This window comes from Microlunatus aurantiacus (assembly GCF_039536605.1).
GTDB classification, from domain to species: Bacteria; Actinomycetota; Actinomycetes; order Propionibacteriales; family Propionibacteriaceae; genus Microlunatus; species Microlunatus aurantiacus.
The window spans coordinates 969,800-996,082 of record NZ_BAAAYX010000002.1; the positions used below are offsets into that span (position 1 = coordinate 969,800).

Consider the following 26,283-nt stretch of genomic DNA (forward strand, 5'->3'; position numbering starts at 1 on the left):
GGGTCATCAAAGCGATTGGGGATTGAGCTGTGGCACCGGTATTCGGGCACGTACGGCTGGTGGTGGCCGTGGGTATCTGCTCCGCAGTGACCGCTGCCCTCCTGGTCCCGCCGGCCCTGGCGGACGACCTGACCGACCAGCGCGACCAGGTGAAGGCGCAGCAGGCGGCCAAGAAGCAGGAGCTGAACGAGTCCTCCCGGGCGCTCAACGCGGCGGCCGATGCCGTCGACGTGGCCGAGTCGCAGCTCGCCGGCGCGCAGGCGGCCCTCGCGCAGACCCGGGTCGAGCTGGCTGCGGCGCAGCGGCTCGACGTGGTCATGGCCGCCAAGCTCAAGAAGGCGCAGCAGGACCTGGCCAAGGCCAAGGCGGCGGTGAAGGCCAACCAGGCCAAGCTGGACGCCGAGAAGAAGCTCGCCGGGGACATGGTCCGTGACCAGTACCAGCAGCAGACCAACCTGCTCCCGGTGGCGATGATGATCTCCGACACCGGCACCACGGACCTGCAGACCCGGCTCCAGTGGTCCACCACCATGTTCGACACCACGGCCGCCACCATCGACCGGACCGAGGTCCTGCAGGCGCAGCTGGCCGCGGCCAAGGCGAAGCAGGCGGCGATCGAGAAGGCGATGGCCGCCGATCGTCGGGAGGCGGCCGACAACCTGGTCACCAAGCGGCGGTTGGAGACCCGGGCCACCCAGCAGCAGGCGGCCGTCGCGTCGCTGCTCTCGCAGCGTCAGTCGGCTGCCTCCCAGGCGGCTTCGGAGGTGGCCCAGGACAAGCGGGACTACACCAAGCTGAGCCAGGAGCGGGCGAACGTCGAGCAGCGCATCGCGGTGCGGATCGCCCAGGCCAGGGCCGAGGCCGCCCGCAAGGCCGCGGCCGAGCGCGCCGCCCGGATCGCCGCCGCCAGGGCCGCCGCGGCCGAGCGGGCCCAGCGCAAGGCCGAGGCCAAGCGGGAGCGGGCCAAGCAGCGGGCCGCCGAGCGCCGGGCCGATGCCGCCACCGCGGCCGAGGAGAGCAGCTCCAGCTCGAGCAGCAGGGCGTCGAAGAAGGCGAAGAGCGACTCCGGCTCGAGCTCGTCCAGCTCGAGCTCGTCCGGCTCGTCGAGCTCGGGCCGCAGCGCCAGCCACGGGTTCTCCTACCCGGTGAGTGCACCGATCACCTCGCCGTACGGGATGCGGTTCCACCCGATCCTGAAGTACTGGAAGCTGCACGACGGCACCGACTTCGGGGCGGGCTGCGGCAACGCCATCCGCGCGCCGTACAGCGGCAAGGTGGTGGAGAAGTACTACAACGCCGGCTACGGCAACCGGCTGATCGTCGACCACGGCGTGGTGGACGGCCGGTTCGTCACCACCGCCTACAACCACGCGATCCGCTACACCGTCGGCGTCGGCGACCACGTCAGCAAGGGTGAGGTGATCGGCTACGTCGGCACCACGGGCTACTCCACCGGATGCCACCTGCACCTGATGGTCTACCTCGACGGCAAGCTCCGGAACCCGATGACCTGGTTCTGACCGGCTTTTGCACCGCTATCCACACCCGACGTGGGTTTTACTCCTGAAGACTGCGCCCCAGGTGCTGGCAGGATGGACACATGGCGAAGGAGACGGGACGCAAGATCGTCGCGCAGAACCGCAAGGCTCGGCACGACTATCACATCGGGGACACCTACGAGGCGGGCCTCGCGCTCAGCGGCACCGAGGTGAAGTCGCTGCGCGAGGGGCGCGCCACGCTGGCGGACGCCTTCGCCACCGTGGACGACGGCGAGGTGTGGCTGCGGGCCGCCCACATCCCGGAGTACAGCCACGGCACCTGGACCAACCACACCGCCCGGCGTACGCGCAAGCTGCTGCTGCACCGCCGTGAGATCGAGAAGATCGCCCGCGAGCTGGAGACCAAGGGCTCGACGCTGGTGCCGTTGGCCATCTACTTCAACGACGGCTACGCCAAGGTGGAGATCGCCATCGCCACCGGCAAGCGGGAGTACGACAAGCGTCAGTCCATCGCCCAGCGTGATGCGGACCGGGAGGCGCAGCGCGCCCTGGCCGCGCGGACCCGGCGAGGTCGCTGATGCGTCGGCTGGGAAGCAAGCTCCTGCTCGGCCTCGCCGGGCTGGTCCTGGCCCTGGGGTTCTCCCTGGCCACCGCGTCCCCCGCCGCGGCCGCCACGGACCAGATCGAGAAGTTCGCCATCGAGTACACGATGGGCACCGACGGTGTGCTGCAGGCGAAGGAGACGATCGTCTGGCGGTTCGGCTCCGAGTCCGGACGGCACGGCATCGACCGCTACTTCGTCACCCGGGAGAAGTACGACGACCAGCAGGACGCGGTCTACACCGTGGACATCGAGGACGTCAGCAGCCCCGATCCCGGCGTGGCCACCCAGTTCAGCGCGAACACCGACGAGACCGACGGGGGGCGCGGCGAACAGCTGCGGCTCCGGATCGGTGACCCCGACGAGACCATCAGCTCGCCCACCGCGACGTATGTGATCACGTACTCGGTCAAGGGAGCGATGCGCACCTTCAACGGCTACGACGAGTTCTACTGGGACGCCACCGGCTCGGACTGGAAGGCGCCGATGTCCGACGTCTCGGTCAAGGCCACGGTGCCGGGCGGCGCCCAGGAGCTGAGCTGCTTCGCGGGACCGGTGCAGAGCAAGGACGCCTGCACCTCGGACCGGATCGCCGACGGCGTGGCCACCTTCACCCAGGACAGCCTCCCGGCCGGCCAGGGGATGACGGTCGGCGTGAAGATCAGGTCCGGTCTGGTCACCGACAACGCGCCGCACCTGGAGCCGGACGGCAGCAAGCTGAGCGCGGGGGAGCGGGCCGGGGTCTTCGCCCTGATCGGGGCCGGGCTGGTCTCGCTGATCGGCGCACCCCTGGTCGGCACGCTGTGGTGGCGCAAGAACGGCCGCGACCGCCGCTACGCCGGGCTCGCCCCGGGCACCGTGCCGCTGCCCGGTCAGCAGGCGCCGGTGGTGGCCAGCGACCCGGATCTGCCCATCCCGGTGGCTTTCACCCCGCCACGGATCCCGGTGGCCGAGGCCGGGTTGTTGATCGACGGGCAGGTCGACACCCGCGAGACGGCAGCGACCATCATCGACCTGGCGGTCAAGGGCGCCCTGACCGTGCAGAGCGAGGGCAAGAAGGACTTCCAGGTCACCCTGGTCGACCCGAACCGGGCCACCGCACCGCACGAGATGGTGCTGCTGACCGAGCTGTTCGGCGGGCAGCCGCCGGGAGCCGTGGAGGACCTGTCCAAGCAGGGCAGCCTGTCCAAGGCGCACCTGGCGATGCAGAAGTCGGTCCGCAACCAGGTGGCCAGCCGGGGCTGGTTCCGCGCCGTCCCCTCGGCGGCGGCGACCAGCGGTTTCGGCTTCGGGATCATCGTGTTCGCTGTCTTCCTCGGCTTCACCCTGGGCGCGGTCTTCCTGCTGCTGCTGGTGCCGCTGCTGCCGATCCTGATCACGTTCGCGATCATCCGGTTCAAGATGCGCCGAGGTCAGCGCACCGCGGACGGGCGGGCGGTCTGTGACCAGGTCGAGGGTTTCAAGACCTACCTGGCCACCGCCGAGGCCGACCAGATCCGGTTCGAGGAGGGGGAGGACATCTTCTCCAAGTACCTGCCGTGGGCCATCGCCTTCGAGCTCGCCGACCGGTGGGCCAAGATCTGTGGCGACCTGGTGGCCATGGGTCGGATCCCCAACGAGACCCCGTACTGGTACGTCGGCAGCTACAACATGGCCGCCTTCAACACCGGCTTCCTGACCAGCAGCCTGACCACCGCCGCCGCCCCGGCGCCGTCGTCCGGCGCGAGCGGAACCGGCTTCGGCGGGGGCAGCTCGTTCGGCGGCGGCGGGTTCTCCGGTGGCGGCGGTGGTGGCGGTGGCGGCGGTTCCTGGTAGGTGGGGGTCCCGGTAGCGGAAGTTCCGCTCGGAAGCGAGCTACCGGACAGCGACGAGGTCGACCACGAAGATCAGCGTCTCGCCCGGCTTGATCACGCCGCCGGCGCCGCGGTCCCCGTAGCCGAGGTGCGGCGGGATCACCAGCTGGCGGCGACCGCCGACCTTCATCCCGACCACACCCTGGTCCCAGCCCTGGATGACGCGGCCCGCCCCGAGTGGGAAGTCCAGCGGCGCACCGCGGTTGTAGGACGCGTCGAACTCTTCCCCGGTGCTGTGGGCGACGCCCACGTAGTGCACCTTCACCTGCTGGCCGGCCTTCGCCTCATCACCCTCGCCGACGATCAGGTCGGTGATCACCAGGTCCGTCGGGGTGTCACCCTCGTAGAAGTCCACTTCTGGTTTCTCGGTCATGGGCGACCAACTTACCGGTGGGTGCGGTGGCGAGCACGACGGCGCCGGGATCCGGTCATCGTCGGCCGACCCCCGCGGGGGACGCCGGCGGAGTCTCTCGCCGACCCGGGTCAGCCCAGCGAGCTGAGGTCATCGGGCACGTCGACGGCGAACCGGCGCAACACCTCCAGCTCGATGACCTCGAGCACCTGCTCGTTGGTGGCGGTCAGCACGACCGGTGCCGCCGCCCCGGCCTCGTAGGCCTGCAACCAGCGCTCCAGCACCACGCACCAGCGATCGCCGGGGTGCAGACCCGGGAACCCGTAGGTCTGGATCGGCGTGGTCAGGTCGTTGCCGACGGAGCGCTGGTGGCTGAGGAACTCGCGGGTCACGACGACGCAGATGAGGTGGCGGGCCTGCGCCGGACCACAGGTGCAGTGACCGTCACGGTAGAAGCCGGTGATCGGATCCAGTCCGCACGGCTCCAGCTCACCGCCCAGGACGTTGCGTTCGTTCGGCACGACCCCAGTCTGCGGCAACCGCCTCGACGTCGACAGCGCCGCCCCACGGTCACCGTCCTCGTGCCCCCCTGCCGCCCGGTCGGGGTCGGACTGGGGGAGAGCCCGATGGCCCCAGCCGGCGGACGCGGGGAGCATGGTCTCCATGAGCGCCACCTTCGAGCATCCCAGCCTCCACCTCCCCGTGACCGAGGAACAACGCGACCGAGCCGAGCACTGGCTCCAGGAGGCGTACGCCGACGGCCGCGTCTCCTCCGACGAGTTCGACCGCCGCATCGGCCAGGTCCTGGGTGCCGGCACCCGCAAGGACCTGAACGAGGCGTTCTACGGTCTCGTCCAGGTGCCCACCACCTCGCGGGCCATGGGAGTCCACCCGGCCTACCAGCCGCTGGTGGGCCGGCAGACGAAGCAGCAGGCGGGCCGCGGCGTCGCCGGGGCCGCGCACTTCTCGGCTCTGCTCACCTCGATCTTCGGACCGCTGGTGTTCTTCGCGCTCAGCCCGCAGGGCAGCTACCCCCGCAAGGAGGCGGCCAAGGCGTTCAACTTCCAGCTCGTCGCCCTGGGCAGCTGGATCGGTCTGCTGGTGCTGCAGGGGGTCACCGGTCTGGGCATCTTCGACTTCCTCATCGGTCTGGCCTTCCTCGGCTGGGTGCTGCTGACCGTGCTCAGCGGGGCCAAGGCGCTGCAGGGTGACGACTGGACCAACCCGGTCAAGAAGATCGTCAAGGTCGAGGCCCTCTCGGAGCGGTAGCACGACCGGCGCGACTCGACCGACGCGGGCATCCGGAGCAAACCGGGTGCCCGCGTCGTCGAGACCGGGTAGAGTGGTGGAGCACAACTCAACAGGGGGTGATCGGTTTCGACTCGGGTCGGTAGACCCAGGAGAAGCGAGCCGAGAATCCAAGGTCAACTCGTTAATGTTCCTTGGAAACCAATAAGTGCCAAGTCTGAACGCACTGACTTCGCTCTCGCTGCCTGATCAGTGATCGAAGGGTCAGCCCGGGCGTGCCTTCGTCCCGGAATCTGGCCTCATCAAGAAGGCTCACCTGTTAGGAGTGGTCCCAGGACCTAACGGGAACATCAACTGAGACTGGGCCTGTCTGCAACGTGCTGGCGCGAGTGCAGGGGCCGAGAAAACGATCTTCACCAGCTGCGCTCGGAGAAGTCCTGGATCGTCGCTCGAGGACGCGGGTTCGATTCCCGCCACCTCCACCCCTGACCGCGAGGGTCGGCTCACTGAGCCGGCCCTCGCGGTGCGTCCGGCCGAGCAGGGTGCCCCCGAGCACGTCCTGCGCGGTGGGCGTCGTCGGTGAGCGAGACCCGTGACTGAGTCGCTGGAGTGAGGAGTCGTCGTGGATGAGGACGTCGTGGACGAACGCGGCACCCTGAGCCGCTGGGAGGACGCCGGCGGCACCTGGCGGGTGGTCGGCCGCAGCTCGGCGTCGCTGACCATCGGCTTGTGCCGGTGCGACGGCGGCGAGGAGGTCGACCGGCTCGTCGTCAGCGATCCGGTGCTCGTCAGCCGGCTGCGGGGCCGCGAGTCGAGCGAGGACCAGGTGTCCGGGGCAGACTGATCCACATGCCCTACCTGCCGCCGCTCGCCCAGCCGGTTCGCACCATCGGCGGGCGGGTGTTCGACTTCGCCCACGAGATCGTGGTGATGGGCATCGTCAACCGCACCCCCGACTCGTTCTACGACCGTGGACGCACGTACGCGCTGGACCGTGCGGTCGAGGCCGGGCGGCGGGCCACCGCCGACGGGGCCGGCTGGATCGACGTCGGCGGGGTGCCGTTCTCCCCGGACGTGCCGAAGGTGTCGCCGGAGGAGGAGCTGGACCGCGTGATCCCGGTCGTCGCCGGTCTGGCGGCCGAGGGGGTCGTGGTGTCGGTCGACACCGTACGACCGGTGGTGGCCCGGGCGGCGATCGCGGCCGGCGCCGGGGTGATCAACGACACCAGCGGACTGCGGGACCCCGAGCTGGCCGACGTGGTGGCCGACTCGGCCGCGACCCTGGTGATCACCCACAGCGCGGCGGCCCCCGGTGTCCACCTGCGGCGACCCACGTACGACGACGTGGTGTCCGAGATCCGTGCCTTCCTGGTCGACCGGGTCGCCCTGGCCACCGCGCGCGGTGTGCCGGCGGAGCGGATCGTCATCGACCCCGGCCACGACCTGAACAAGAACACCCGGCACTCCCTCGAGATCACCCGCCGGTTCGCCGAGCTGGCCGACCTCGGGCTACCCGTGCTGGCCGCGGTGTCCAACAAGGACTTCATCGGGGAGTCCGTTGACCTGGAGCGGGGCGAGCGGCTGGAGGCGTCGCTGGCCGCTGCCACGGTCTGCGCACTGAACGGGGCGCGCATCCTGCGGATGCACCAGGTGCGCGAGTCGGTCCGCGCCGCTCGGATGGTCGAGGCCATCCTGGGCCTGCGCGAGCCCGCCTACCTCCGCCACAACATGAGCTGACGGCGCGCTTCCTGCTCACACCACATCTGCTCGGGTTCGGCGGTTCTGCTCGATCTATAGACCGAGCAGAACCGACGAACCCGAGCAGATCCGTGTGGGGGGCCGGAGGAGCGCCCGGGTCAGTCGATGCCGCGGCTGAGCTGCCGGCCGTGCGGGGTCTCGAAGTCCACCAGCCGGCCGCGGACGAAGGTCTGGCGCACCACGCCGGAGATCGTCTTGCCGTGATACGGCGTCAGCGGGTTCTTGTGGTGCAGCTTGGCCGCGTCGACCACGTACGCGTCGTCGGCGGCGAAGACGGCCAGGTCGGCGTCGTAGCCCAGGGCCAACCGACCCTTGGACCGGAGTCGGACCCGATCGGCGGGCTTGCTGGCCATCCACTCCACCACCTGCTCCAGGCTGATGTCGCGGCGGCGGGCCTCGGTCCAGACCAGCGACAGTCCCAGCTGGACCGACGCGATGCCGCCCCAGGCGACCCCGAAGTCGCCGTTCTCCAGGTCCTTCAGCTCCAGCGTGGAGGGGGAGTGGTCGGAGGCGATGTAGTCGATGGTGCCGTCCAACAGCCCCTGCCAGAGCTGCTCCCGGTTGCCGATCTCCCGGATCGGGGGGCAGCACTTGTACGCCGTCCCGCCGTTGGGGATCTCCTCGGCCATCAAGGTCAGGTAGTGCGGGCAGGTCTCCACGGTGATGTCGAGCCCGTCGGCCTTGGCGCTGGCCAGCATCGGCAGCGCGTCGGAGCTGGACAGGTGCAGGATGTGGGTCCGGGCGCCGGTCCAGCGGGTCCGCTCGATCACCTCGGCGATGGCCAGGTTCTCCGCGCCGCGGGGCCGTGAGGCCAGGAACTTCGCGTACACGTCACCGTCGGGCTGCGGGGCCCGGTCGATGGCCCGGGAGTCCTCGGCGTGGACGATCATCAGCGCGTCGTAGGAGGCCAGCACCCGCAGGTACTCCTCCAGCTCGTCGGGTTCCAGGTGCGGGAACTCGTCCACCCCGGAGTGCAGCAGGAAGCACTTGAAGCCGAAGGCGCCCGCGTCGTGCAGCTCGCGCAGATCGTTCAGGTTGCCCGGGACGGCGCCGCCCCAGAAGCCCAGGTCGACGTAGGCCTGGCCCTCGGCGACCAGGCGCTTGAGCTCGAGCGCCGGTCCGTTGACCGTCGAGGGGATGGAGTTCAGCGGCATGTCGATCACCGTGGTGACCCCGCCGGCGGCGGCCGCCTTGGTGGCGGTCGCGAAACCCTCCCAGTCGGTGCGTCCCGGCTCGTTGATGTGCACGTGGGTGTCGACCAGACCCGGGATCAGGGTCTCGTCGTCGGCCAGGTCGATCACCTGGGTGCCCTGCAGCCCGTGACCGTACGGCTCGATGGCCACGATCGTGCCGGCCCGGACGCCGATCTCCCGGTCGGTGATGCCGGCGGTGGTGAGGATCCGGCGGCCCCGGAAGACCAGGTCGTACGGAGCGGTGCGCTCGGCGGTCTCGACCGGCGGGGCGGGCTCGGCCGCCGGTGTGGACCTCCGCAGCTCGGCGATCTGGGCGCGGACCCGTTCCGGGCGGTTGACCTCGGCGATACGGGCCGGGTCGGTGCTTGCTGAGGGGGACACAGGTGCTCCTCGGTCAGGGACGGGTGGAATCGGTCAGGTAGCCGGCGATCTCGACGCCCAGCCGCCGCAGCAGAGGCCCGGCCTCCGACATGCAGCGGCTCACGTCGGACTCGATGTCGGTCAGGGCCCAGACCCGGTCGAACCCGGCGCCTCGCCGCTCGGTCTCCTCGAGCGTGGTCCGGCCGCACACGGCCAGCACGGTGGCCACCCCCAGGGACCGGGCCCGGGCGGCCACGCCGAGGGGCGTCTTGCCGCCGAGGCTCTGGCCGTCGAGGCTGCCCTCGCCGGTGATCACCACGTCCGCGCCGGACAGCACGGCGTCGAGGTCGACCAGATCCATCACGACCTCGATCCCGGGGCGTCGGACGGCACCGAGGAACAGGGCGGCGTACCCGACCCCGCCGGCCGCGCCGGCTCCCGGTCGACCGGCCGCGTCCCGGGCGCCGGCGCCGGCCACCGCAGCCAGCCGGTCGACCAGCCCGGTGAGGTTGGCGTCGAGCTCGGCGACGTCGGCGGGGGTGGCACCCTTCTGCGGTCCGAAGACCGCGGCCGCCCCGGTGTCACCGAGGAGCGGGTTGGTGACGTCGGCGGCCAGCACCAGCTCGGTCTGTCCGAGCCTGGCATCCAGGCCGTCGACCTCCACCGTGTGGAGCCGGCGCAGACCGCCGCCGCCGTCGGGCACGGGCTGCCCGTCCGGATCCAGCAGGCGTACGCCCAGGGCCGCGAGCAGGCCCGCGCCGCCGTCGGTGTTGGCGCTGCCACCGACCCCGAGCACGACCCGGCGGCACCCGGCGTCCAGGGCGGCCAGGATCAGCTCGCCGGTGCCGCGGCTGGAGGCGCGGAGTGCGTCCCGGACGAGCTCGCCGTCGTCGCCGGTCGGGAGGACGCCCAGTCCGGACGCGGCGGCCATCTCGATCACCGCGGTGGAGGTCGTCTGCTCGACGGCGACGGTGGCCCGCACCGGCGCGCCGAGCGGCCCGGACACCTCGACGACCAGCGGCGCGTACCCGGCGCTGAGGGCGGCCTCCACCGTGCCCTCACCGCCGTCGGCCATCGGCACCCGATGCACCTCGGCGACCAGCCCTCCGTCGGTCAGACCGGCGGCGACCTCCGCCGCGACCTCGGCGGCCTTCAGGGAGCCCTTGAACTTGTCGGGAGCGATGACCACGCGCATGAGATCAGTCTCCCGCGCCTGCCGTCACGCTCGCGGGCACCAGGACCGGTTCCGGCGAGTCCATCACCGAGATGGCCGTCGGTGCGTCCTCGCCCGAGATCGCCAGCGGCTCGAACTCGTTGACCGCGTCCAACCCGGCGGCGCCCATCGAGATGTTGGTGATCTTCTCCAAGATCACCTCGACCACCACCGGCAACCGCTCGCGGTGGGCCAGCTCCTGCGCGGACCGCAGCGCGGCCTCCAGGTCGTCGGGCTGGTGGACCCGGATCGCCTTGCAGCCCAGGCCTTCCACCACCTTGACGTGGTCGACGCCGTAGCCCTCCAGCTCGGGGGAGTTGATGTTGTCGAAGCCCAGCGAGACGTGGTAGGTCATGTCGAACCCGCGCTGCGCCTGCCGGATCAGCCCCAGGTAGGAGTTGTTCACCAGGACGTGCACGTAGGGGATCCGGTGCTGAGCCCCCACGGCCAGCTCCTCGATCAGGAACTGGAAGTCGTAGTCGCCGGACAGCGCCACCACGTTCGCCTCCGGCCGGGCCACGGCCACGCCCAGGGCGGCCGGCATCGTCCAGCCCAGGGGTCCGGCCTGACCGCAGTTGATCCAGTGCCGGTCCTTGTAGACGTGCAGCAGCTGAGCGCCGGCGATCTGCGACAGCCCGATCGTGGACACGTACACCGTGTCGCGGTCGAACGCGCGGTTCATCTCCTCGTAGACGCGCTGGGGCTTGATCGGTACCTCGGAGAAGTGCGTCTTGCGCTGCAGGGTGGACTTGCGCAGCGCGCAGTCCTTGGCCCACACGTCGTAGTCGGGCAGCCGCAGATCGGCCCGACGGCTCTTCACCTCGATCAGCAGGGCGTCCAGGGCGGCGCCGGCGTCGGAGGCCACCCCGTAGTCGGGGGCGAACACGCGGCCGATCTGTGTCGGCTCGATGTCGATGTGCACGAAGGTGCGGCCCTTGGTGTAGACGTCCAGCGCGCCGGTGTGCCGGTTGGCCCAGCGGTTGCCGATGCCGAGCACGAAGTCCGACTCCAGCATGGTCGCGTTCCCGTAGCGGTGCGAGGTCTGGATGCCCACCATGCCCGCGTGCAGCGGGTGGTCGTCGGGGATGATGCCCCAGCCCATCAGGGTCGGGATCACCGGCACGCCCAGCAGCTCGGCCAGCTCGACCAGCCGCTGGGCGGCGTCGGCGTTGATGATGCCACCGCCGGCCACGATGACGGGTCGCTCGGCGGCGGCCAGCAGGTCGATGATCTTGCTCGCCTGGGCCGGGGTCAGCGCGGGACGCTGCACGGGCAGCGGCTCGTAGGTGTCGATGTCGAACTCGATCTCGGTCAGCTGCACGTCGATCGGCAGGTCCAGCAGCACCGGACCGGGGCGACCCTCGCGCATCAGCCAGAACGCCTTCTGGAAGGCACCCGGGATCTGGGCGGCCTCCTTGATCGTCACCGCCCACTTGGACACGGGGCCGGCGATCGACGCGATGTCGACGGCCTGGAAGTCCTCCTTGTCCAGCTTGGCCACCGGGGCCTGGCCGGTGATGCACAGGATCGGGATCGAGTCCGCGGCGGCGGAGTAGAGACCGGTGATCATGTCGGTGCCGGCCGGACCGGAGGTGCCGATGCAGATACCGATGTTGCCGGCCTCGGCCCGGGTGAAACCCTCGGCCATGTGGGAGGCCGCTTCCACGTGGCGGGCCAGCACGTGCTTGACGCCGCCGTGCCGGCGCATCGCCGCGTAGAAGGGGTTGATCGCCGCGCCGGGCAGCCCGAACGCCTGCGTCGCCCCTTCCTTCTCCAAGATCAGGACTGCCGCGTCCGCGGCCTTCATCCGAGTCATGTCAGTTCTCCTTGCTCAGCGTCGAGCGTGTCGTGGGGGGTCAGTGGGAGGGCGAGCGGCCGGACAGCTGCTCGACCAGCAGCAGCAGGGCGGAATGATCGAGGTCGCCGTGCCCGAGCTGGCGCAGCGACTGCATCAGCTGGGCGGTGTGGGCGCCGAGCGGGATGGCCACGCCGGCCTCACGAGCGGCAGCCAGGATGATGCCCATGTCCTTGTGGTGCAGGTCCACCCGGAAGCCGGGCGTGAACTCGCGGGCGACCATCGAGGTGGCCTTGCGGTCCAGGATCCGGTTGCCGGCCAGACCGCCGGCCAGCACCTCGATGGCGGCGGCGGTGTCGACGCCGTACGCCTCCAGGAAGACCAGCGCCTCGGCGACCAGCTCGATGGTGCCGGCCACGATCAGCTGGTTGGCCGCCTTGACGGTCTGACCGGAGCCGGACGGGCCGACGTGGACGACCGTCTTGCCGACGGCTTCGAGCACCGGGCGGACGGACTCCACGACGTCGGCGTCGCCGCCGACCATGATCGACAAGGTGGCCTCGATGGCGCCCGCCTCACCGCCGGACACCGGCGCGTCGACGGCTCTGATGCCCTTCTCGGCGGCCTGCTTCGCGAGCGCCACCGACACGTCCGGTCGGATGGACGAGCAGTCCACCCAGACGGCCCCGGACTTGGCGTGGGCGAAGATCCCGTCCTCACCGTCAGCCACGGCTTCGACATCGGGGGAGTCCGGCACGATCGTGATGATCACGTCCGCGTCGGCGACCGCCTCGGCGATGCTGTCGGCGCCGGCGCCGCCGGCTTCCACGAGGGTGTCGACCTTGGCGCGGCTGCGGTTGTAGCCGGTCACGGCGTAGCCGGCCTTCACCAGGTTGGCGGCCATCGGCCCACCCATGATGCCGAGGCCGATGAAGGCGATGCGGGGCTTGCTGTCAGTCATGGTCAGGTCCTTCGTCGTCAGTCGTCGGTCGGGCGGGAACTCGGTGGATCAGGAGCGCTGGTCGCGCGGGAGCCACCCGAACGGGTCGTCGGTGCTGTCCTTGTACTCCAGCCCCACGTAGCCGTCGTAGCCGCCGGCCGTGGCCGCCGCGAGCCAGTCAGCCAAGGGGAGGGTGCCGGTGCCGGGCTGGCCGCGACCCGGGTCGTCGGCGATCTGGATGTGACCGAAGTCGGCGGCGTGCTCCGCGATCACCGCGGCGACGTCGTCGCCGTTGACCGCCAGGTGGTAGAAGTCGGCCAGCAGCCGGATGTTGTCGGCGCCGACCCGCTCGATCACGGTGATCACGTCGGCCGCGGTCTTCAGCGGGTAGGTCGGTGAGCCGGACACCGGCTCCAGCAGCACGGTCCCGCCGATGCCGGCGATCCTGTCGGCGGCCAGGTGCAGGTTGGTCGCCGCCAGCTCGTCGGCCGCCGCGGTGGCGACGTCGTCGGGGCGCAGACCGTACAGGGCGTTGAATGCTCGGCAACCCAGCCGCTCGCCGATGCCGGCGACGACGTCGACGTTGTCGGCGAACTCGGACTCGCGTCCGACCCAGCTGACCAGACCACGGTCGCCGGCGGCCATGTCGCCGGCGAAGAAGTTGAGACCCGACAACTGGAGGCCCGCGTCCTGGACGGCCCCGACGAACGCGTCGACGTCGCTGTCGCTGGGCACGGCGCCGGGGAACGGCCACCAGAACTCCGCAGCGGTGAACCCGGCATCGGCCACGGCGGAGGGTCGGCGCAGGATCGCCACCTCGGTCAGCAGGATGGAGGCGTTCACGGTGTAGGTCGACATCGTCGGCTAGATCCTCTTCTGTTCCGCTTTGTGGAAGCAACTATCTGTTATGTGGAAACTCTAGGCAGAGTTGGCGGTGTCGTCAAGGTGGCCTGCGCGGTGAATCTCGCCCATCGGATGGACTCTTCTGTATGGTGGAAGCCGTATCGATGTGAGAAAGAGGTCCGCCATGGCCCAGCCGACCACCGAGGCTCGTTCGGGCACCGTCCAGTCGGTCGAGCGTGTCTTCGAGCTGCTGGAGATCATCGCGGACGCCGGTGGCGAGGCGTCCCTGAGCGACCTGGCGGCCGCCTCCGAGCTGCCGATGCCCACGATCCACCGGTTGCTGCGGACCTGCGTGCTGCTCGGTTACGCCCGTCAGCTCCCGTCCCGCCGGTACGCCCTGGGTGCCCGACTCATTCCGCTCGGTGAGCGTGCGGGCCGACAGCTGGGCCGGGTGGCACAACCGAAGCTGGTGGAGCTGGTCCGCGAGCTCGGCGAGACGGCCAACATGGCGTTGATGGACGGCGACCAGATCGTCTACGTGGCCCAGCAGCCCTCACCGCACGCGATGCGGATGTTCACCGAGGTCGGCCGCCGGGCCAATCTGCACGACACCGGGGTGGGCAAGGCGATCCTGGCCACGCTGTCCGACGACGAGGTACGCCGGATCGTGTCCCGGACCGGCATGGCCACGCCCACGCCGAAGAGCCATGCGAGCATCGAGTCGCTGCTGGCCGACCTGAGCGAGATCCGTCGCCGGGGCTACTCGATCGACGACGAGGAGCAGGAGCTCGGCGTCCGCTGCTACGCGGTGTCCATCCCCAAGGCGCCGGCGCCGATGGCGGTCTCCGTCTCGGGTCCGCTGAGCCGGGTGGACGAGGCGTTCGGCGACCGGGCCGTGCCGGTGCTGCGGGCGATCGCCGACCGGGTCGGCTCCGAGCTCGTCAGCTGACGCCCCTCAGCGCTGCAGCCCGGCGCTGACCGACACTCGCCCGCTCCGCCCGGGTGGTGAACCACCACGCACGCCGGGCGTCGGGGGAGTGCTGTCCAGGTGCGCCTTGCCGAGTCGGCAACGCGGCGGCGGCGGGATCACGCTGCTGGGTGAGGATGGAGCCATGATCACGAGCCCGGCAGGATCCAGCGACGTCGACCGGCCCCCCGCAGCCGACTACGTGGGGGATCCGACGGTCCGGGCCGAGTGGGACACCCGCTATCGCGAGAGCGACCGGCTGTGGAGCGGGCGGCCGAACGGCGCACTGGTGGTGGAGGCCGCCGACCTCCTCCCGGGCCGGGTGCTCGACGTCGGGTGCGGTGAGGGGTCGGACGCGGTCTGGCTGGCTCAGCGTGGGTGGGACGTGACCGCGCTCGAGGTCTCCGGGGTGGCGCTGGAGCGGGCGGCCGGTCACGCCCGTGATGCCGGGGTCGCCGTGCAGTGGGTGCACGCCGGGCTCGCCGAGGCCTCGCTGCCGTCGGGGTCGTACGACCTCGTCTCCGCGCAGTACCCGGCGCTGCAGCGGACACCGGACGCCGCCGCCGAACGGGCGCTGCTCGCCGCCGTCGCCCCCGGCGGGGTGCTCCTGCTGGTCCACCACGCCGGGATGGACACCCAGCCGGTGCACGAGGGCGGCTTCGACCCCGCCGACTACGTGTGGCCCGCGATGGTCGCGGCGCTGCTGGACGACGACTGGCAGGTGGAGGTCGACGAGCAACGTCCCCGGATCACCCCCGAGGGCGGCGCTGGTGCCCACCACGTCGACGACCTGGTGCTGCGCGCGCGTCGGTTGCGCTGATCCCTGCGGGCCAGGTGGCCAGTGACTCGAGCACGTACCGGCCGGTGCTCGGTCCTCCCGCGAGGACCGAGCAGCGGCCGGCGTGACCTACTTCTTCTTGACCTTGATCACGATGGACTGCTCGCCGGACACCGGTGCCTTCGCCGCGGTCCGCGCATCCGTGCTGAACTCGCCTTCGGCGTTTTCGTCGAAGTCCAGGTCAGCCTGCACCGCGTTGTTGGCCGGCGCCGCCGTGAGGCCGGCCAGGACGGAGTTCAGGCTCCCGTCCGGTTCGTCGCAGGCTTCCAGCAGACAGCTGGGATCGGTGTCGGAGCTGCTGGAACCGTCCAGCCCGCCCTGCACCGTCAGGGTGCCGGTCTGCTTGGCGTAGCGCTTCGCCACCGTCAGGTTCAGCAGGACCGTGCGATCGACCGTGCTCTGGTAGCCGCGCATCGTCACCTTGACCCGCAGCTTCGCCTTGGGCTTCACCTTGATCACCGACGACGTCTTGTACCTGCCGCCGTTGACCGAGACGGCGATCCTGGTGATCCGGTACTGGTCGTAGGCCGACGACACCGCGGACTTGAAGGCGACGCTGGTGATCTTGACCGGTTCGAGCTCGTTGGAACGGATGGCGTCGACCGCGTCCGCGACCTCGATCGTCGGCTCGATCGTGGGATCGCTCCGATCGGACCACATGTTGCTGCGGCTCACGGCGAAGGCCTTGCCCGCCGCTCGGGTGCCGCGGATGGTCCAGCTGGAGGTGGCCAGGCCCTTCCCCCACTTGTCGAAGGTCGAGTCGTAGTTGGCCCACAGGCCGTACGCGGTGGCGACGGCCGTGTAGTCGGGTGCGGCGACCTGGGTGGTGCCGGTGCGGGTTCGCCGGTTGTCCAGGTTCGTGATCGTCGAGGTGATCGGCGTCGTCGCCGGGCCCCTGCCGAGAGTGGCGCGGAGGGCGGCCAGCCGGTCCTGGTCCACGGTCCCGAAGGTCCCACCGACGTTCGCCATCTTGAAGGAGCCGAAGGTGCCGTCCTTGACGATGGCCAGTGAGGTGGCGGCGTTCGCCCCGTAGGTGACCTGGCCGGCGAAGTCCATCGGGTGGCCGAAGGCGAGCACCTTGCTGCCGCAGACGGCCGTCGTGGTCCCGACCCCGCTGATCGACAGGTCCCCCGAGGTCAGCACGGCGGCGAAGTTCCCGCCCGGCACGGGAGCGGCGGCGGCCACGGCGGTGGCGCTCGTCCGGCCGCCGGCGTAGGTGATCACAGACCGCCCGGCGCCGTCGAAGGCTCCCTGGAGACTGGCCAGCCGCTTGCTGGTCAGCCCGCTCACCGAGACCGGGGTCCGAAGCCGCTGCAGCGTGGTGCGGGGCACAGCGGCCGCGGCCCTGGTGTCCAGCGACTTCCGCTGGCCCGTCGAGAGCGTGACCTTCGTCCGTGGCGCACTCGCCGTCCTGGCCGGGCTCGACCCCAGCAGCGCGAGCATGTCCGCCGCCGGTGTGAGCCCGCCGATCGGTGACGGCGAGGCGGTGAACCCGTACGAGACCGCACCGAGCAGCTTGCCGTCGACGTAGACCGGTGATCCGGACATCCCTGCCCAGATCCCGTTGTCCCCGACGACGGTGGAGCCGTCCAGATCGGAGACCTCGATCATCACCATGTCGCGACCGGCGCCGATGCCGTCCTTCAGGAGGCCGAGGACCGTCACCGTGAACGGCTGCGGGGTGTCCCCCCGGACGACCGTCATGCCCTGGCCGACCAGGCCCGGCACGATGGCGGCGGTCGGGACGGGGGAGGGACACGGGTCAGCGACCTGCGTCGTGACCGGCCCGCCCGGGTCCGGCTCGGCGTGGGCCGGTGACGCCCACGACGCCGCCGCGACGACGAAAGCTGCCGAGGCGGCGACCAGCGCCCGCCGTCGGCGCGGGGCCGACCTCTCTGCGAGTTGCACGTTCAGTCCTCTCTGACCTCGACATCCGGAGTGGAGACGCCGGCGACCGGCGCCTGTCGATGGCGGGAGGCTAACCGTCCCGGGGTCAGCCGGAACCGCAAAACTCCCAACGTCAAAAGAATTCCTGCTGGCTGCTCCGCCTGGTGGAAAACTCCGCCCCGGGCCGTGACAGTCACCCGGCGATCGGCTGGCACCGCGCTGGATCCCGCGCACGTCCGGTGGCATCGACAGGTGCCACCGGACGGGCTGCGATCAGGAGTAGTTCGTGCAGTAGCGCACCTTCGACGACGTGCTCACGTACGCTGCCCGGACCCACCGACCGCCGTCGGTGAGGTACCACTTCTGGCCGGAGTCGGTGAAGCACTGGACCCGGAGCTTCTGGCCCTTGGCGTAGCTGCCGGCGCTGGCGTCGGCGGTGGTCGGACCGACCCGCTTGGTCAGCTTCGCGGTCGCCTTGGCGGCGAAGGTGCCGTCGCTGGGGTCACACGGATCGGGGGCCGGACCGACGTTGCTCACGTAACGGGCGGACACCCAGTTCGCGTCGCCCTCCGCCACCACCAGGTACCAGCGGGCGTTGCCGTCCACCACGGTGCCGGACACCTTGCAGGACAGCGTCACCTTCGAGCCGTTCGGGAACGTGTAGTTGGCCGGGGCGTGGACGCTGGGTCGGAGGTGTCCGATCAGGCCGCCGTGTGCCACCACGACCCCACGCGCGGGAGGGTCGGAGGGCGCGGCCGTGGCCGCCGGCGGCGACGCGACGAAGGCGGTGACGAGGGCGGCGGTGGCGGCCAGAGTTGCGGTGAGTCGGTGCATGGTGTGCTCCTTCGCAGACGGCAGCCGACGGTGGTCGGCCGTTGCCACTAAGAGAAAGGGCTGACGCGGGTGATACCGGGGGTGCATCGGCACAGGAGGACCGTGGCGTCCTGAGTGGAGGGGGTCAACGGTCTTGACGGATGGTCGTCGATGCGGCTGAGGTGGGTACGTGGGGGCTTCGATGGAGTACAAGCGGCTCGAACGCGAGGACCTGGGCGGCGTTGCCGACCTCGACCGGCAGGAGCGCATCGACGTCATCTACGAGCAGCGCGGAGTCGACCTTCACGAACGTCCCGGAAGCTGGAACTCGCCAGGTTGGGACCCCCACGGCACCCACGACCACTCCGTCGCGGCGCAGCGCCAGGCCCTCGAGCACTACGTTGATGCGGGCGGGATCGCTCTCGGCGCTCTCGCTGACGGGCGGTTGGTCGGGATCGGCGTGGTCGTGCCCCACGTCCGCCCCGAGATCGCGCAGCTCGCTTTTCTCCATGTCGACGCGGCCTTCCGCGCAACGGGCATCGGTCGTCGCCTCTCCGACGAGCTCGACTGCATCGCCCGCGACGCCGGCGCCACCCAGATCGTCGTCAGCGCTACACCATCGCAGAACACGGTCCGCTTCTACCTGGCGCGAGGCTACGTCGTGACTGACCGACCACTGCCGGAGCTCTACGAGCTCGAGCCTGAGGACGTGCACCTGAGGAAGGCGCTCTGAGCACTGGTCGCCTGCCCACACCCCGCAGGAGGGCCCATGTCACGACCGACGTGGCCGCTCGTCGCGGCCCCGCCTCAGGGCGGGGGGACCTGGTGAACCATGTACTGACAGGTCCTGTTCCGAGGGAGGGCGGCCCTCTAGCGTCGGTGTCGTGGATCAGCGCCAAGACGTCCGGGACTTCCTCGTCAGCCGGCGGGCCCAGCTCAGTCCGGAGCAGGCCGGTCTGCCGTCGTACGGTGCCAACCGCCGAGTGCCGGGTCTGCGGCGGGAGGAGGTCGCTCTGCTCGCCGGTCTCAGCGTCGACTACTACGGCCGGCTCGAGCGCGGCAACCTGAGCGGTGCGTCGGAGTCGGTGCTGGAGGCGGTGGCCCGGGCCCTGCAGCTCGACGATGCCGAACGCCAGCACCTGTTCGATCTCGCCCGGTCCCGGGGCGGCACCTTTCCGCGGCCGCGGCGTCGCAGGTCCACGTCCGAGCCGAGGCCTGCGATCAGGGCGATCCTGGCCGGGATGACCGGTGTTCCCGCCTACGTGCGCACGTCGCGGATGGAGATCGTCGCCGCGAACGAGCTCTGCCGAGCGCTGTACGGGGGGGTGCTCGATGAGGAGCGGTTGCCGGTGAACCTGGCCCGCTATCTGTTCCTGGACCCGCACTCGCGCGGCTTCTTCCTGGACTGGGACCACGTCGCCGATGACTTCACGGGGGCGCTGCGGGCCCAGGCCGGACGCGACCCGCGCGACAAGGCGTTGAGTGACCTGATCGGGGAGCTGTCGACGCGCAGTGACGAATTCGTGGCCCGCTGGGCGCGACAGAACGTACGGTTGCACCGGACCGCCCGCAAGCGGCTGCACAACCGCCTGGTCGGCGACATCGAGCTGACCGGGGACGCTCTGGAGTTCTCCGGCGACGACCTGACGCTGATCGCCTACACCGCCGACCCCGGTTCACCGGCCGAGGAGAAGCTGAGGCTGCTCGCCTCGTGGGCCGCCACCGGAGCCACGCCACACACCCCGGTCGCGAGACCGGCCGGGGCCGACCGCCCGGTCCCCGGCAGCGACTGACGATCAACCGACAACCCTGTTCGCACCGTCCCACCACCTCAGGCGAACGCCGGAGAGAAACGAGATGCACCATGCCCGACGTGTCCACGCTCACGCTGAACAACGGCGTCACCCTGCCCGCCCTCGGACTCGGGGTGTTCCAGACCCCGCCCGATGAGACCCGGGATGCGGTCACGGCCGCCCTGGAGGCGGGCTACCGCCACATCGACACCGCCGCTGCCTACGGCAACGAGCGTCAGGTCGGGGAGGCCATCGCCGCCTCCGGTGTCGATCGCGGTGACGTGTTCGTGGAGACCAAGATCTGGATCAGCGACTACGGCTACGACCAGACCCTGCACGGGTTCGAGAAGTCGGCCCGGAAGCTCGGTGTCGACCAGATCGACCTGCTGATCCTGCACCAGGCGCTGCCGTCTGATTTTGAGGCGACCCTGGAGTCGTACCGAGCGTTGGAGACGTTGCTGTCCGACGGAAAGGTCCGCGCGATCGGGGTCAGCAACTTCATGGTCGACCACCTCACCGCCCTGCTCGAGAAGGCGACGGTGGTGCCGGCGGTCAACCAGATCGAGCTGCACCCGTACTTCCAGCAGCGTGAGGTCCAGGACCTGGGCGCCGAGCACGGCATCCTCACCCAGGCCTGGTCGCCGATCGGCGGCATCACCTTCTACCGCGACGGGAAGCACACCAGCACCCTGCAGGATCCGGTGATCGCACGACTCGCCGTGGCGCACGGGAAGTCACCCGCTCAGGTGATGCTGCGGTGGGGTGTCCAGCAGGGGCGTTCGGTCATCCCGAAGTCGACCAAGCCGGCCCGGATCGCGGAGAACCTGGACGTGTTCGACTTCGACCTGACCGCCGACGAGCTCGCCGCGATCGACGGCCTGGACACCGGTCAGCGCGGCGGACCCGAGCCCGAGGTGATCACCCTCGAGGCGTTCGGTCGTCCGATCCCCGAGGACTGAGCACGATCAGCCGTCCTCGCACCGACGGGTCGTCAGGGCCCAGCCGCCGGACGCTGTTGCGAGCAGCAGTGCTCCTGGGCGCCGGTGGCTGGACCCTGGCGGGCTGTGCTGCTCCGGGCAGCCCGCCCCCGGCCGCTGATCAGAACCCCACCACGTCGCCCTGAGCGGCTCCCGCTTCGACCCCGACAGCAGGTGACACCTCCGTGACCGGCCGCGTCCTGTGGCGTACTTCTCCCGGCCGGGGGAGAACTACTACTACGGCGGGCGGCGGGATCTGGCTGTCGGCAACACGCAGGTGCTGGCCGAGATGATCGCCGAGCTGATCGACTGTGACGTGTTCCGGATCGAGGCGGCCGAGCCCTACCCGGAGGCGTACGACGAGACTGTTGCGCGCAACGTCACCGAGCAGGACTCCGACGCGCGACCGGAGATCGTGTCACCGCTGACGTCGGTCGAGGGTTGCGAGCACGTGCTGTTGGGTAGCCCGATCTGGAACGTTCGGCCCCTGATGATCATGAACACCTTCGTCGACGGACTCGACCTCACCGGCACGACGGTGCACCCGTTCGTCACGTACGCGGTCAGCGGCCTCGGCAGCACCCAACGCCTCTACACCGAGGCCTGCGCCGGCGCGGAGATCCGTCCGGGCCTGGCTGTCCGGGGCGAGGAGGTCGCCCAGCAGCGCGACGACGTCGAGACCTGGCTCCGTCAGAACCGACTTCTCGCCTGACGGCTCTCACCCACTTCCACCCCACCAACGACGACCGCGCCCGGCACGACACGGCGCGACACGAGAGGAACACGATGGAGAAGCGACATCTCGGCAGCCTGGAGGTCTCAGCGATCGGGCTGGGTTGCATGGGCCTGAGCGCCAACTACGGCGAACCGGTCGACACCGACCACGGCGTCAGCCTCATCCGCAGTGCCCACGACCAGGGCATCACGTTCTTCGACACCGCCGAGGCGTACGGTCCGCTCACCAACGAGACCCTGGTCGGCGAGGCGATCGAGCCGATCCGCGACCAGATCGTCATCGCCACCAAGTTCGGCTTCGGCTACGACAGCGTCACCCGCACCGGGCTGAACAGCCGGCCCGAGAACATCCGCCGGGCCGTCAACGGATCGCTGCAGCGGCTACGAACCGACCACATCGACCTGCTCTACCAGCACCGGGTCGATCCGGAGGTGCCGATCGAAGACGTCGCCGGCACCGTCAAGGAGCTCATCGACGCCGGCAAGGTCGGCCACTTCGGTCTGTCGGAGGCCAGCGCGGACACCATCCGCCGGGCCCATGCCGTGCAGGCCGTCGCCGCCGTGCAGAGCGAGTACTCGATCTGGGCCCGCGACCCCGAGGCCGAGGTGCTGCCCGCCTGCGAGGAGCTGGGCATCGGTTTCGTGCCCTGGTCACCGCTGGGGCAGGGCTTTCTGACCGGCACCGTCGGCCGCGGTGAGGCGTTCGCCGCGAACGACATCCGCAGCCGGTTCCCCCGCTTCACCCCCGAGGCGCTGGAGGCGAACCAGCCGATCGTCGACCTGGTCAGCAAGATCGCCGGCCGCCAGCAGGTCACCCCAGGACAGGTAGCTCTCGCCTGGCTGCTCGCGAAGTCGCCCGGCATCGTCCCGATCCCCGGCAGCCGCCGACCGGAACGGGTCACCGAGAACCTGCAGGCCGCCGCCGTCATCCTCGGTGCCGACGACATCGCGGAGATCGATGCTCGGTCCGCCCGGCTCGACGTGGCCGGTGCCCGCGGATCTGGTCACGAGAGCTACCGCTGACGGAGCTCGAGCGCCGGGTCCAGCGGGTGGGAGGCACCTGCCGTCCGGTCAGCGGTTGACGCTCGTGCGGGAGCTGACGGGATCCCAGGCCCTGTCAGGCCATGGCTCAGCAGGGCCTGGTTCGCGGCCCTCAGGGCGGCTTGGATGGGGGGAGTCAAAGAGAGGACAGCGTGGTGGAGCAGGTACGACTCGGGTCGTCGGGGTTGAAGGTCAGCAGGATCGCCCTGGGGTGCATGAGCTTCGGCGACGGCTCCCGGATGCCGTGGGCACTGGGCGACGAGGCGGGGGAGCCGATCTTCCGCCAGGCGATCGAGCTCGGCATCACCTTCTGGGACACCGCCAACATCTACGGGCACGGCAGCTCCGAGGAGATCGTGGGGCGCGCGCTCAAGGCGTACACCCGTCGAGACGACATCGTGCTGGCGACGAAGCTCTTCCAGCCGATGGGCGATGGGCCCGGCGGTGCCGGGCTGTCCCGACGAGCGGTGCTGGAGCAGGTCGACGCGTCGCTGGCCCGGCTCGGCACGGACTACATCGATCTCTACCAGATCCACCGCTTCGACCCGCACACGCCGATCGAGAGACGATGGAGGCGTTGCACGACGTCGTCAAGGCCGGCAAGGTCCGCTATCTCGGGGCCTCGTCGATGTGGGCGTGGCAGTTCGCCACCATGCAGCACGCCGCCGACCTCCACGGCTGGACCCGGTTCATCTCGATGCAGGACCAGTACAGCCTGCTGCACCGGGAGGAGGAGCGGGAGATGTTCGGTCTGCTGGCCCACCAGGGTGTCGGCGCCATTCCGTGGAGCCCGCTGGCGGCCGGCCGACTCGCGCGCCCGTGGGGTGCGACGGGCACCGAGCGGTCGGTCAAGAACGCCGACGTCGACATGTACGGTCGGCCGCTGTTCCTGGACAGTGACGTCGCCGTCGTCGACGCCGTGCAGCGGATCGCCGAAGCTCGTGGCGTGCCGATGGCGCAGGTCGCGCTCGCCTGGGTGCTGCACAACGCGGTGGTCAGTGCCCCGATCGTCGGGTCGACCAAGCCGCACCACCTCAGCGATGCGGTGGCCGCCCTCGACCTCCAGCTCACCGACGACGAGGTCGTCGCCCTCGAGCAGCACTATCTGCCGCGGCAGCCGACCTACTTCCGGTAGCTACGCCCGCGGATGGACCCAGCCAGACCCGAACCCGATCACCAGTGAGGACACCATCATGATCACCCGCGAGCTCGGCACCAGCGGCCTCGAGGTCTCCGCGATCGGCTTCGGTTGCATGGGCCTCAGCCACGCGTACGGCAGCGACGTACCCGAGCAGGACGGCATCGACCTCATCCAGGCGGCCGTGGATCTCGGTGTCACGTTCTTCGACACAGCCCAGGTGTACGGGCCGTTCGTGAACGAGGAGCTGCTCGGCAAGGCGATCGCGGGCGTGCGCGATCAGGTCGTGATCGCCACCAAGTTCGGCTTCTCGTTCGACGGCGGCACCCGCAGCGGCCTCGACAGCAGCCCCGATCACATCCGATCGACAGTCGAGGAATCCCTGCGACGGTTGAATGTCGAGCGGATCGACCTGCTCTACCAGCACCGGGTCGATCCGGAGGTGCCCATCGAAGACGTCGCCGGCACCGTCAAGGAGCTGATCGACGCCGGCAAGGTCGCCCACTTCGGTCTGTCCGAGGCCGGGGTCGACGTCATCCGTCGCGCCCACGCGGTCCAGCCGGTCACGGCGCTGCAGAGCGAGTACTCCCTGTTCTGGCGCGAACCCGAGGCGGAGATCCTGCCCACGCTGCTGGAGCTCGGGATCGGTCTGGTCCCGTTCAGTCCGCTCGGCAAGGGCTTCCTGACCGGCACCATCGACAGCTCGACCAGCTTCGCCGACGACGACCTGCGCAGCCGACTTCCCCGGTTCACCGAGGAAGCCCGGCGGGCCAACCAGGATCTCGTCGACCTCCTGTCCGTCGTCGCGTCGCGCCTCGACGCCGCACCCGCTCAGGTGGCTCTGGCCTGGATCCTGGCCCAGCATCCCTCCATCGTGCCCATCCCGGGCACCACGAAGCGGCACCGGCTGCAGGAGAACACGGCCTCCGCAGCGGTCACGCTGCCTGAAGAGGATCTGGCCGAGATCACAGCGGCGGCCGCCACGATCGATCTCACCGGAGACCGCTACCCCGCGGCGATGCAGCAGTGGATCAACCGGTAGCCGGCAGAGCGCGGGACGCTGGACCAGTGATCTCACTGCGTGACCGACGGCTTACGAGCCCGTGTCGATGGTGAGGTGGGAGAAGAACGCTTCGGTGCCGATGTCGACGAACAGACCGACGGCGCCGGCCCGTGGCTGTGCCTTGGGTTGTTCGATGGTGAGCGCGGCGACCCCGTTGACGGTGGCGGTCACGGTGGTGGCGGTCACGGCGAGCTCGAGGTAGATCCATTCTTCGGGGCCTATGGCGAGGCCGGCTTCGTACCGGCCGTCCGGGTAGGTGTCTCGGAGCCGATCGAACGGCCAATCGGGGTAGGCGAAGTACTGGATGGCACGACGGTCTCGCGGCGGCGGCGGGTCGCACCTGAGGCCGTTGAGCGGGCGCAGGTACACGCTTTCGAAGGCGTCGCGCCGGTCGTTGATGCGATACGCGAGGCCGGCGAATGCTCGGGAGTCGGGCATGCCCTTGCCGTTGAGGCGGCTCCACACGTCGACGGCGATCGTGCCGGTGCTGAAGGTGGTCGGGATGATCAGGAAGGTGGGTTGGTCGACGTAGTCGATGCCGGGTCGGCCGTGCCGGGTGATCTCGTCCGGCAGCTCGACGGCGACGGCTCTGCGGCCGCCGACGTCAGCTGGTCGGGCGGTGACGCGGTGGGCGACAGCACCGTCGGGCAGGTCAGTCAGGGCGTGGGTGATCACGGATGCGTCCTTCACTGGTGGGTGAGTTCTCTGGGGTCCGGGGTGGCTGAGTCAGGTCAGCACGACGCGACCGCGACCGCGGGCGAGCCGGTTGGTGGTCTCGCCGGCGGCTCACCAGAAGCGGTCTCGGTCATGCTGCCGTCCCCACGGACCGGTCATCCAGTCGCGCCTGGAGCCGACCCAGCGCAGCTACCAGCGGCTGAACATCCTCGCCCGCCACAGCGCGGTCCACGGCGGCGAGCGCCCGCTCGAGCGCCGCCGTGAGCGCCTGGTGCCCACGAGGCGTGAACGCGATCAGCGACGAGCGTCGGTTGGCCGGGTTGGGCCTCCGAACGGCCAGGCCGTCCCGCTCGAGCCGGTCCACCAGCTTGCTCGCCGCACCCACGCTGATGCCGATGTCGCTGCTCAGGTCCTGCACTCGGGCCTGACCGGCGTACCGGTCGATCACGCGCAGAGCGTGGAGCTGACCCAGAGTCAGCCGGCCATCGCGGCGCAGGGCCTGGTCGACCGCATTCCACAGCGCCACTTCGTAGCGCACCAGCACATCGAAGAACTCCATGACCCGTCCGATCTCATCACGTCGAACAACATTCCTGGTAATGAACTCTACCGCGTCGTCTGTGCCTCGAGGGCGCTGGGTGGGTCAGCCCAGGCCCCCCCGGTAGGTGCCGGTGGGAGGAGTTCAGGCCCCGGCCAGGGAG

General features: G+C 70.2%; 26 protein-coding genes, 1 other RNA gene and 1 pseudogene. 16 read left to right on the forward strand and 12 right to left on the reverse strand.

The features are described from left to right. Positions 1-29 precede the first annotated feature (29 nt). The 3 genes from ABD714_RS04630 to ABD714_RS04640 all read left to right on the forward strand — a co-directional run bounded on the left by ABD714_RS04630 (position 30) and on the right by ABD714_RS04640 (position 3,915). On the forward strand, positions 30-1,520 hold the full coding sequence (locus tag ABD714_RS04630) for a peptidoglycan DD-metalloendopeptidase family protein (RefSeq protein ID WP_344811086.1): 1,491 nt from the start codon (positions 30-32) through the stop codon (positions 1,518-1,520). An 80-nt stretch (positions 1,521-1,600) separates the two neighbouring features. After that, positions 1,601-2,077: an SsrA-binding protein SmpB gene (gene smpB / locus ABD714_RS04635; protein WP_344811087.1), complete on the forward strand. Its 477-nt coding sequence runs from the start codon at positions 1,601-1,603 to the stop codon at positions 2,075-2,077. Next, complete coding sequence (locus tag ABD714_RS04640) at positions 2,077-3,915, forward strand: DUF2207 domain-containing protein (RefSeq protein ID WP_344811088.1); 1,839 nt, start codon at positions 2,077-2,079, stop codon at positions 3,913-3,915. The genes smpB and ABD714_RS04640 overlap by 1 nt, the downstream gene beginning before the upstream one ends. A 39-nt stretch (positions 3,916-3,954) precedes the next feature. Here the strand turns inward: ABD714_RS04640 and ABD714_RS04645 are convergent, their stop codons facing one another. Both ABD714_RS04645 and ABD714_RS04650 read right to left on the reverse strand, forming a co-directional pair. Continuing rightward, the gene (locus ABD714_RS04645) at positions 3,955-4,326 is read right to left on the reverse strand and encodes an FKBP-type peptidyl-prolyl cis-trans isomerase (RefSeq protein WP_344811089.1); all 372 of its coding nucleotides are present in this window, start codon (positions 4,324-4,326) and stop codon (positions 3,955-3,957) included. 110 nt (positions 4,327-4,436) lie between these two features. Beyond that, positions 4,437-4,826, reverse strand: a complete 390-nt coding sequence (locus tag ABD714_RS04650; RefSeq protein ID WP_344811090.1) for a DUF2237 family protein — start codon at positions 4,824-4,826, stop codon at positions 4,437-4,439. 142 nt (positions 4,827-4,968) lie between these two features. Between ABD714_RS04650 and ABD714_RS04655 the strand changes: the two genes are divergently transcribed. The 4 genes from ABD714_RS04655 to folP all read left to right on the forward strand — a co-directional run bounded on the left by ABD714_RS04655 (position 4,969) and on the right by folP (position 7,290). Continuing rightward, the gene (locus ABD714_RS04655; RefSeq protein ID WP_344811091.1) at positions 4,969-5,574 is read left to right on the forward strand and encodes a DUF1707 domain-containing protein; all 606 of its coding nucleotides are present in this window, start codon (positions 4,969-4,971) and stop codon (positions 5,572-5,574) included. Positions 5,575-5,668: 94 nt separating this feature from the next. Further along, positions 5,669-6,038, forward strand: a transfer-messenger RNA (tmRNA) gene (gene ssrA / locus ABD714_RS04660). Between the two features lie 137 nt (positions 6,039-6,175). Further along, a complete protein-coding gene (locus ABD714_RS04665; protein WP_344811092.1) occupies positions 6,176-6,397 on the forward strand; it encodes a hypothetical protein in 222 nt (73 codons plus the stop codon). Positions 6,398-6,402: 5 nt separating this feature from the next. Further along, positions 6,403-7,290, forward strand: a complete 888-nt coding sequence (folP, locus tag ABD714_RS04670; protein ID WP_344811093.1) for a dihydropteroate synthase — start codon at positions 6,403-6,405, stop codon at positions 7,288-7,290. A 119-nt stretch (positions 7,291-7,409) separates the two neighbouring features. Here the strand turns inward: folP and allB are convergent, their stop codons facing one another. Genes allB through ABD714_RS04695 form a run of 5 tightly spaced genes read right to left on the reverse strand, consistent with a single transcriptional unit; the run spans position 7,410 to position 13,670 of the window. Next, complete coding sequence (gene allB / locus ABD714_RS04675) at positions 7,410-8,885, reverse strand: allantoinase AllB (RefSeq protein WP_344811094.1); 1,476 nt, start codon at positions 8,883-8,885, stop codon at positions 7,410-7,412. Positions 8,886-8,898: 13 nt separating this feature from the next. Then, positions 8,899-10,059 carry a glycerate kinase gene (locus ABD714_RS04680; RefSeq protein ID WP_344811095.1) on the reverse strand — a complete coding sequence of 387 codons (1,161 nt, stop codon included), beginning with the start codon at positions 10,057-10,059 and terminating at the stop codon, positions 8,899-8,901. Positions 10,060-10,063: 4 nt separating this feature from the next. Continuing rightward, positions 10,064-11,893 carry a glyoxylate carboligase gene (gene gcl / locus ABD714_RS04685; RefSeq protein WP_344811097.1) on the reverse strand — a complete coding sequence of 610 codons (1,830 nt, stop codon included), beginning with the start codon at positions 11,891-11,893 and terminating at the stop codon, positions 10,064-10,066. Positions 11,894-11,933: 40 nt separating this feature from the next. Beyond that, entirely contained in the window at positions 11,934-12,833 is a 900-nt protein-coding gene (locus ABD714_RS04690) for a 2-hydroxy-3-oxopropionate reductase (protein ID WP_344811098.1), read from the reverse strand. 48 nt (positions 12,834-12,881) lie between these two features. Beyond that, the gene (locus tag ABD714_RS04695; protein WP_344811099.1) at positions 12,882-13,670 is read right to left on the reverse strand and encodes a hydroxypyruvate isomerase family protein; all 789 of its coding nucleotides are present in this window, start codon (positions 13,668-13,670) and stop codon (positions 12,882-12,884) included. 169 nt (positions 13,671-13,839) lie between these two features. On the opposite strand from ABD714_RS04695, the gene ABD714_RS04700 reads away from it, so the two are divergent. Both ABD714_RS04700 and ABD714_RS04705 read left to right on the forward strand, forming a co-directional pair. Then, complete coding sequence (locus tag ABD714_RS04700) at positions 13,840-14,604, forward strand: IclR family transcriptional regulator (protein ID WP_344811100.1); 765 nt, start codon at positions 13,840-13,842, stop codon at positions 14,602-14,604. Positions 14,605-14,767: 163 nt separating this feature from the next. After that, positions 14,768-15,442 carry a class I SAM-dependent methyltransferase gene (locus ABD714_RS04705; RefSeq protein WP_344811101.1) on the forward strand — a complete coding sequence of 225 codons (675 nt, stop codon included), beginning with the start codon at positions 14,768-14,770 and terminating at the stop codon, positions 15,440-15,442. A gap of 87 nt (positions 15,443-15,529) precedes the next feature. On the opposite strand, the gene ABD714_RS04710 is transcribed toward ABD714_RS04705, so the two are convergent. Together ABD714_RS04710 and ABD714_RS04715 are read right to left on the reverse strand one after the other, a co-directional pair. Further along, a complete protein-coding gene (locus tag ABD714_RS04710) occupies positions 15,530-17,368 on the reverse strand; it encodes a SpoIVB peptidase S55 domain-containing protein (protein ID WP_344811102.1) in 1,839 nt (612 codons plus the stop codon). 252 nt (positions 17,369-17,620) lie between these two features. Then, positions 17,621-18,181 carry an SH3 domain-containing protein gene (locus tag ABD714_RS04715; protein ID WP_344811103.1) on the reverse strand — a complete coding sequence of 187 codons (561 nt, stop codon included), beginning with the start codon at positions 18,179-18,181 and terminating at the stop codon, positions 17,621-17,623. 181 nt (positions 18,182-18,362) lie between these two features. Between ABD714_RS04715 and ABD714_RS04720 the strand changes: the two genes are divergently transcribed. The 5 genes from ABD714_RS04720 to ABD714_RS04740 all read left to right on the forward strand — a co-directional run bounded on the left by ABD714_RS04720 (position 18,363) and on the right by ABD714_RS04740 (position 22,688). After that, on the forward strand, positions 18,363-18,893 hold the full coding sequence (locus ABD714_RS04720) for a GNAT family N-acetyltransferase (protein WP_344811104.1): 531 nt from the start codon (positions 18,363-18,365) through the stop codon (positions 18,891-18,893). Between the two features lie 151 nt (positions 18,894-19,044). Further along, the gene (locus tag ABD714_RS04725) at positions 19,045-19,953 is read left to right on the forward strand and encodes a helix-turn-helix transcriptional regulator (RefSeq protein ID WP_344811105.1); all 909 of its coding nucleotides are present in this window, start codon (positions 19,045-19,047) and stop codon (positions 19,951-19,953) included. A 71-nt stretch (positions 19,954-20,024) separates the two neighbouring features. Beyond that, entirely contained in the window at positions 20,025-20,912 is an 888-nt protein-coding gene (locus ABD714_RS04730; RefSeq protein ID WP_344811106.1) for an aldo/keto reductase, read from the forward strand. A gap of 220 nt (positions 20,913-21,132) precedes the next feature. Continuing rightward, positions 21,133-21,642 (forward strand): flavodoxin, encoded by a 510-nt coding sequence (locus tag ABD714_RS04735; protein WP_344811107.1) that lies wholly within the window; start codon positions 21,133-21,135, stop codon positions 21,640-21,642. Between the two features lie 74 nt (positions 21,643-21,716). Continuing rightward, entirely contained in the window at positions 21,717-22,688 is a 972-nt protein-coding gene (locus tag ABD714_RS04740) for an aldo/keto reductase (protein WP_344811108.1), read from the forward strand. 154 nt (positions 22,689-22,842) lie between these two features. Here the strand turns inward: ABD714_RS04740 and ABD714_RS04745 are convergent, their stop codons facing one another. After that, a complete protein-coding gene (locus ABD714_RS04745; RefSeq protein ID WP_344811291.1) occupies positions 22,843-23,025 on the reverse strand; it encodes a hypothetical protein in 183 nt (60 codons plus the stop codon). Between ABD714_RS04745 and ABD714_RS04750 the strand changes: the two are divergent. Together ABD714_RS04750 and ABD714_RS04755 are read left to right on the forward strand one after the other, a co-directional pair. After that, positions 22,946-23,841, forward strand: a pseudogene (locus tag ABD714_RS04750) (aldo/keto reductase). The gene ABD714_RS04745 and the pseudogene ABD714_RS04750 sit on opposite strands and share 80 nt — an antisense overlap. Before the next feature lie 58 nt (positions 23,842-23,899). Beyond that, a complete protein-coding gene (locus ABD714_RS04755; protein ID WP_344811109.1) occupies positions 23,900-24,886 on the forward strand; it encodes an aldo/keto reductase in 987 nt (328 codons plus the stop codon). A gap of 51 nt (positions 24,887-24,937) precedes the next feature. On the opposite strand, the gene ABD714_RS04760 is transcribed toward ABD714_RS04755, so the two are convergent. Beyond that, positions 24,938-25,582, reverse strand: coding sequence for a hypothetical protein (locus tag ABD714_RS04760; RefSeq protein WP_344811110.1), 645 nt, complete (start codon positions 25,580-25,582; stop codon positions 24,938-24,940). Between the two features lie 130 nt (positions 25,583-25,712). Beyond that, a complete protein-coding gene (locus ABD714_RS04765; protein WP_344811111.1) occupies positions 25,713-26,126 on the reverse strand; it encodes a MarR family winged helix-turn-helix transcriptional regulator in 414 nt (137 codons plus the stop codon). Positions 26,127-26,283: the final 157 nt, after the last annotated feature.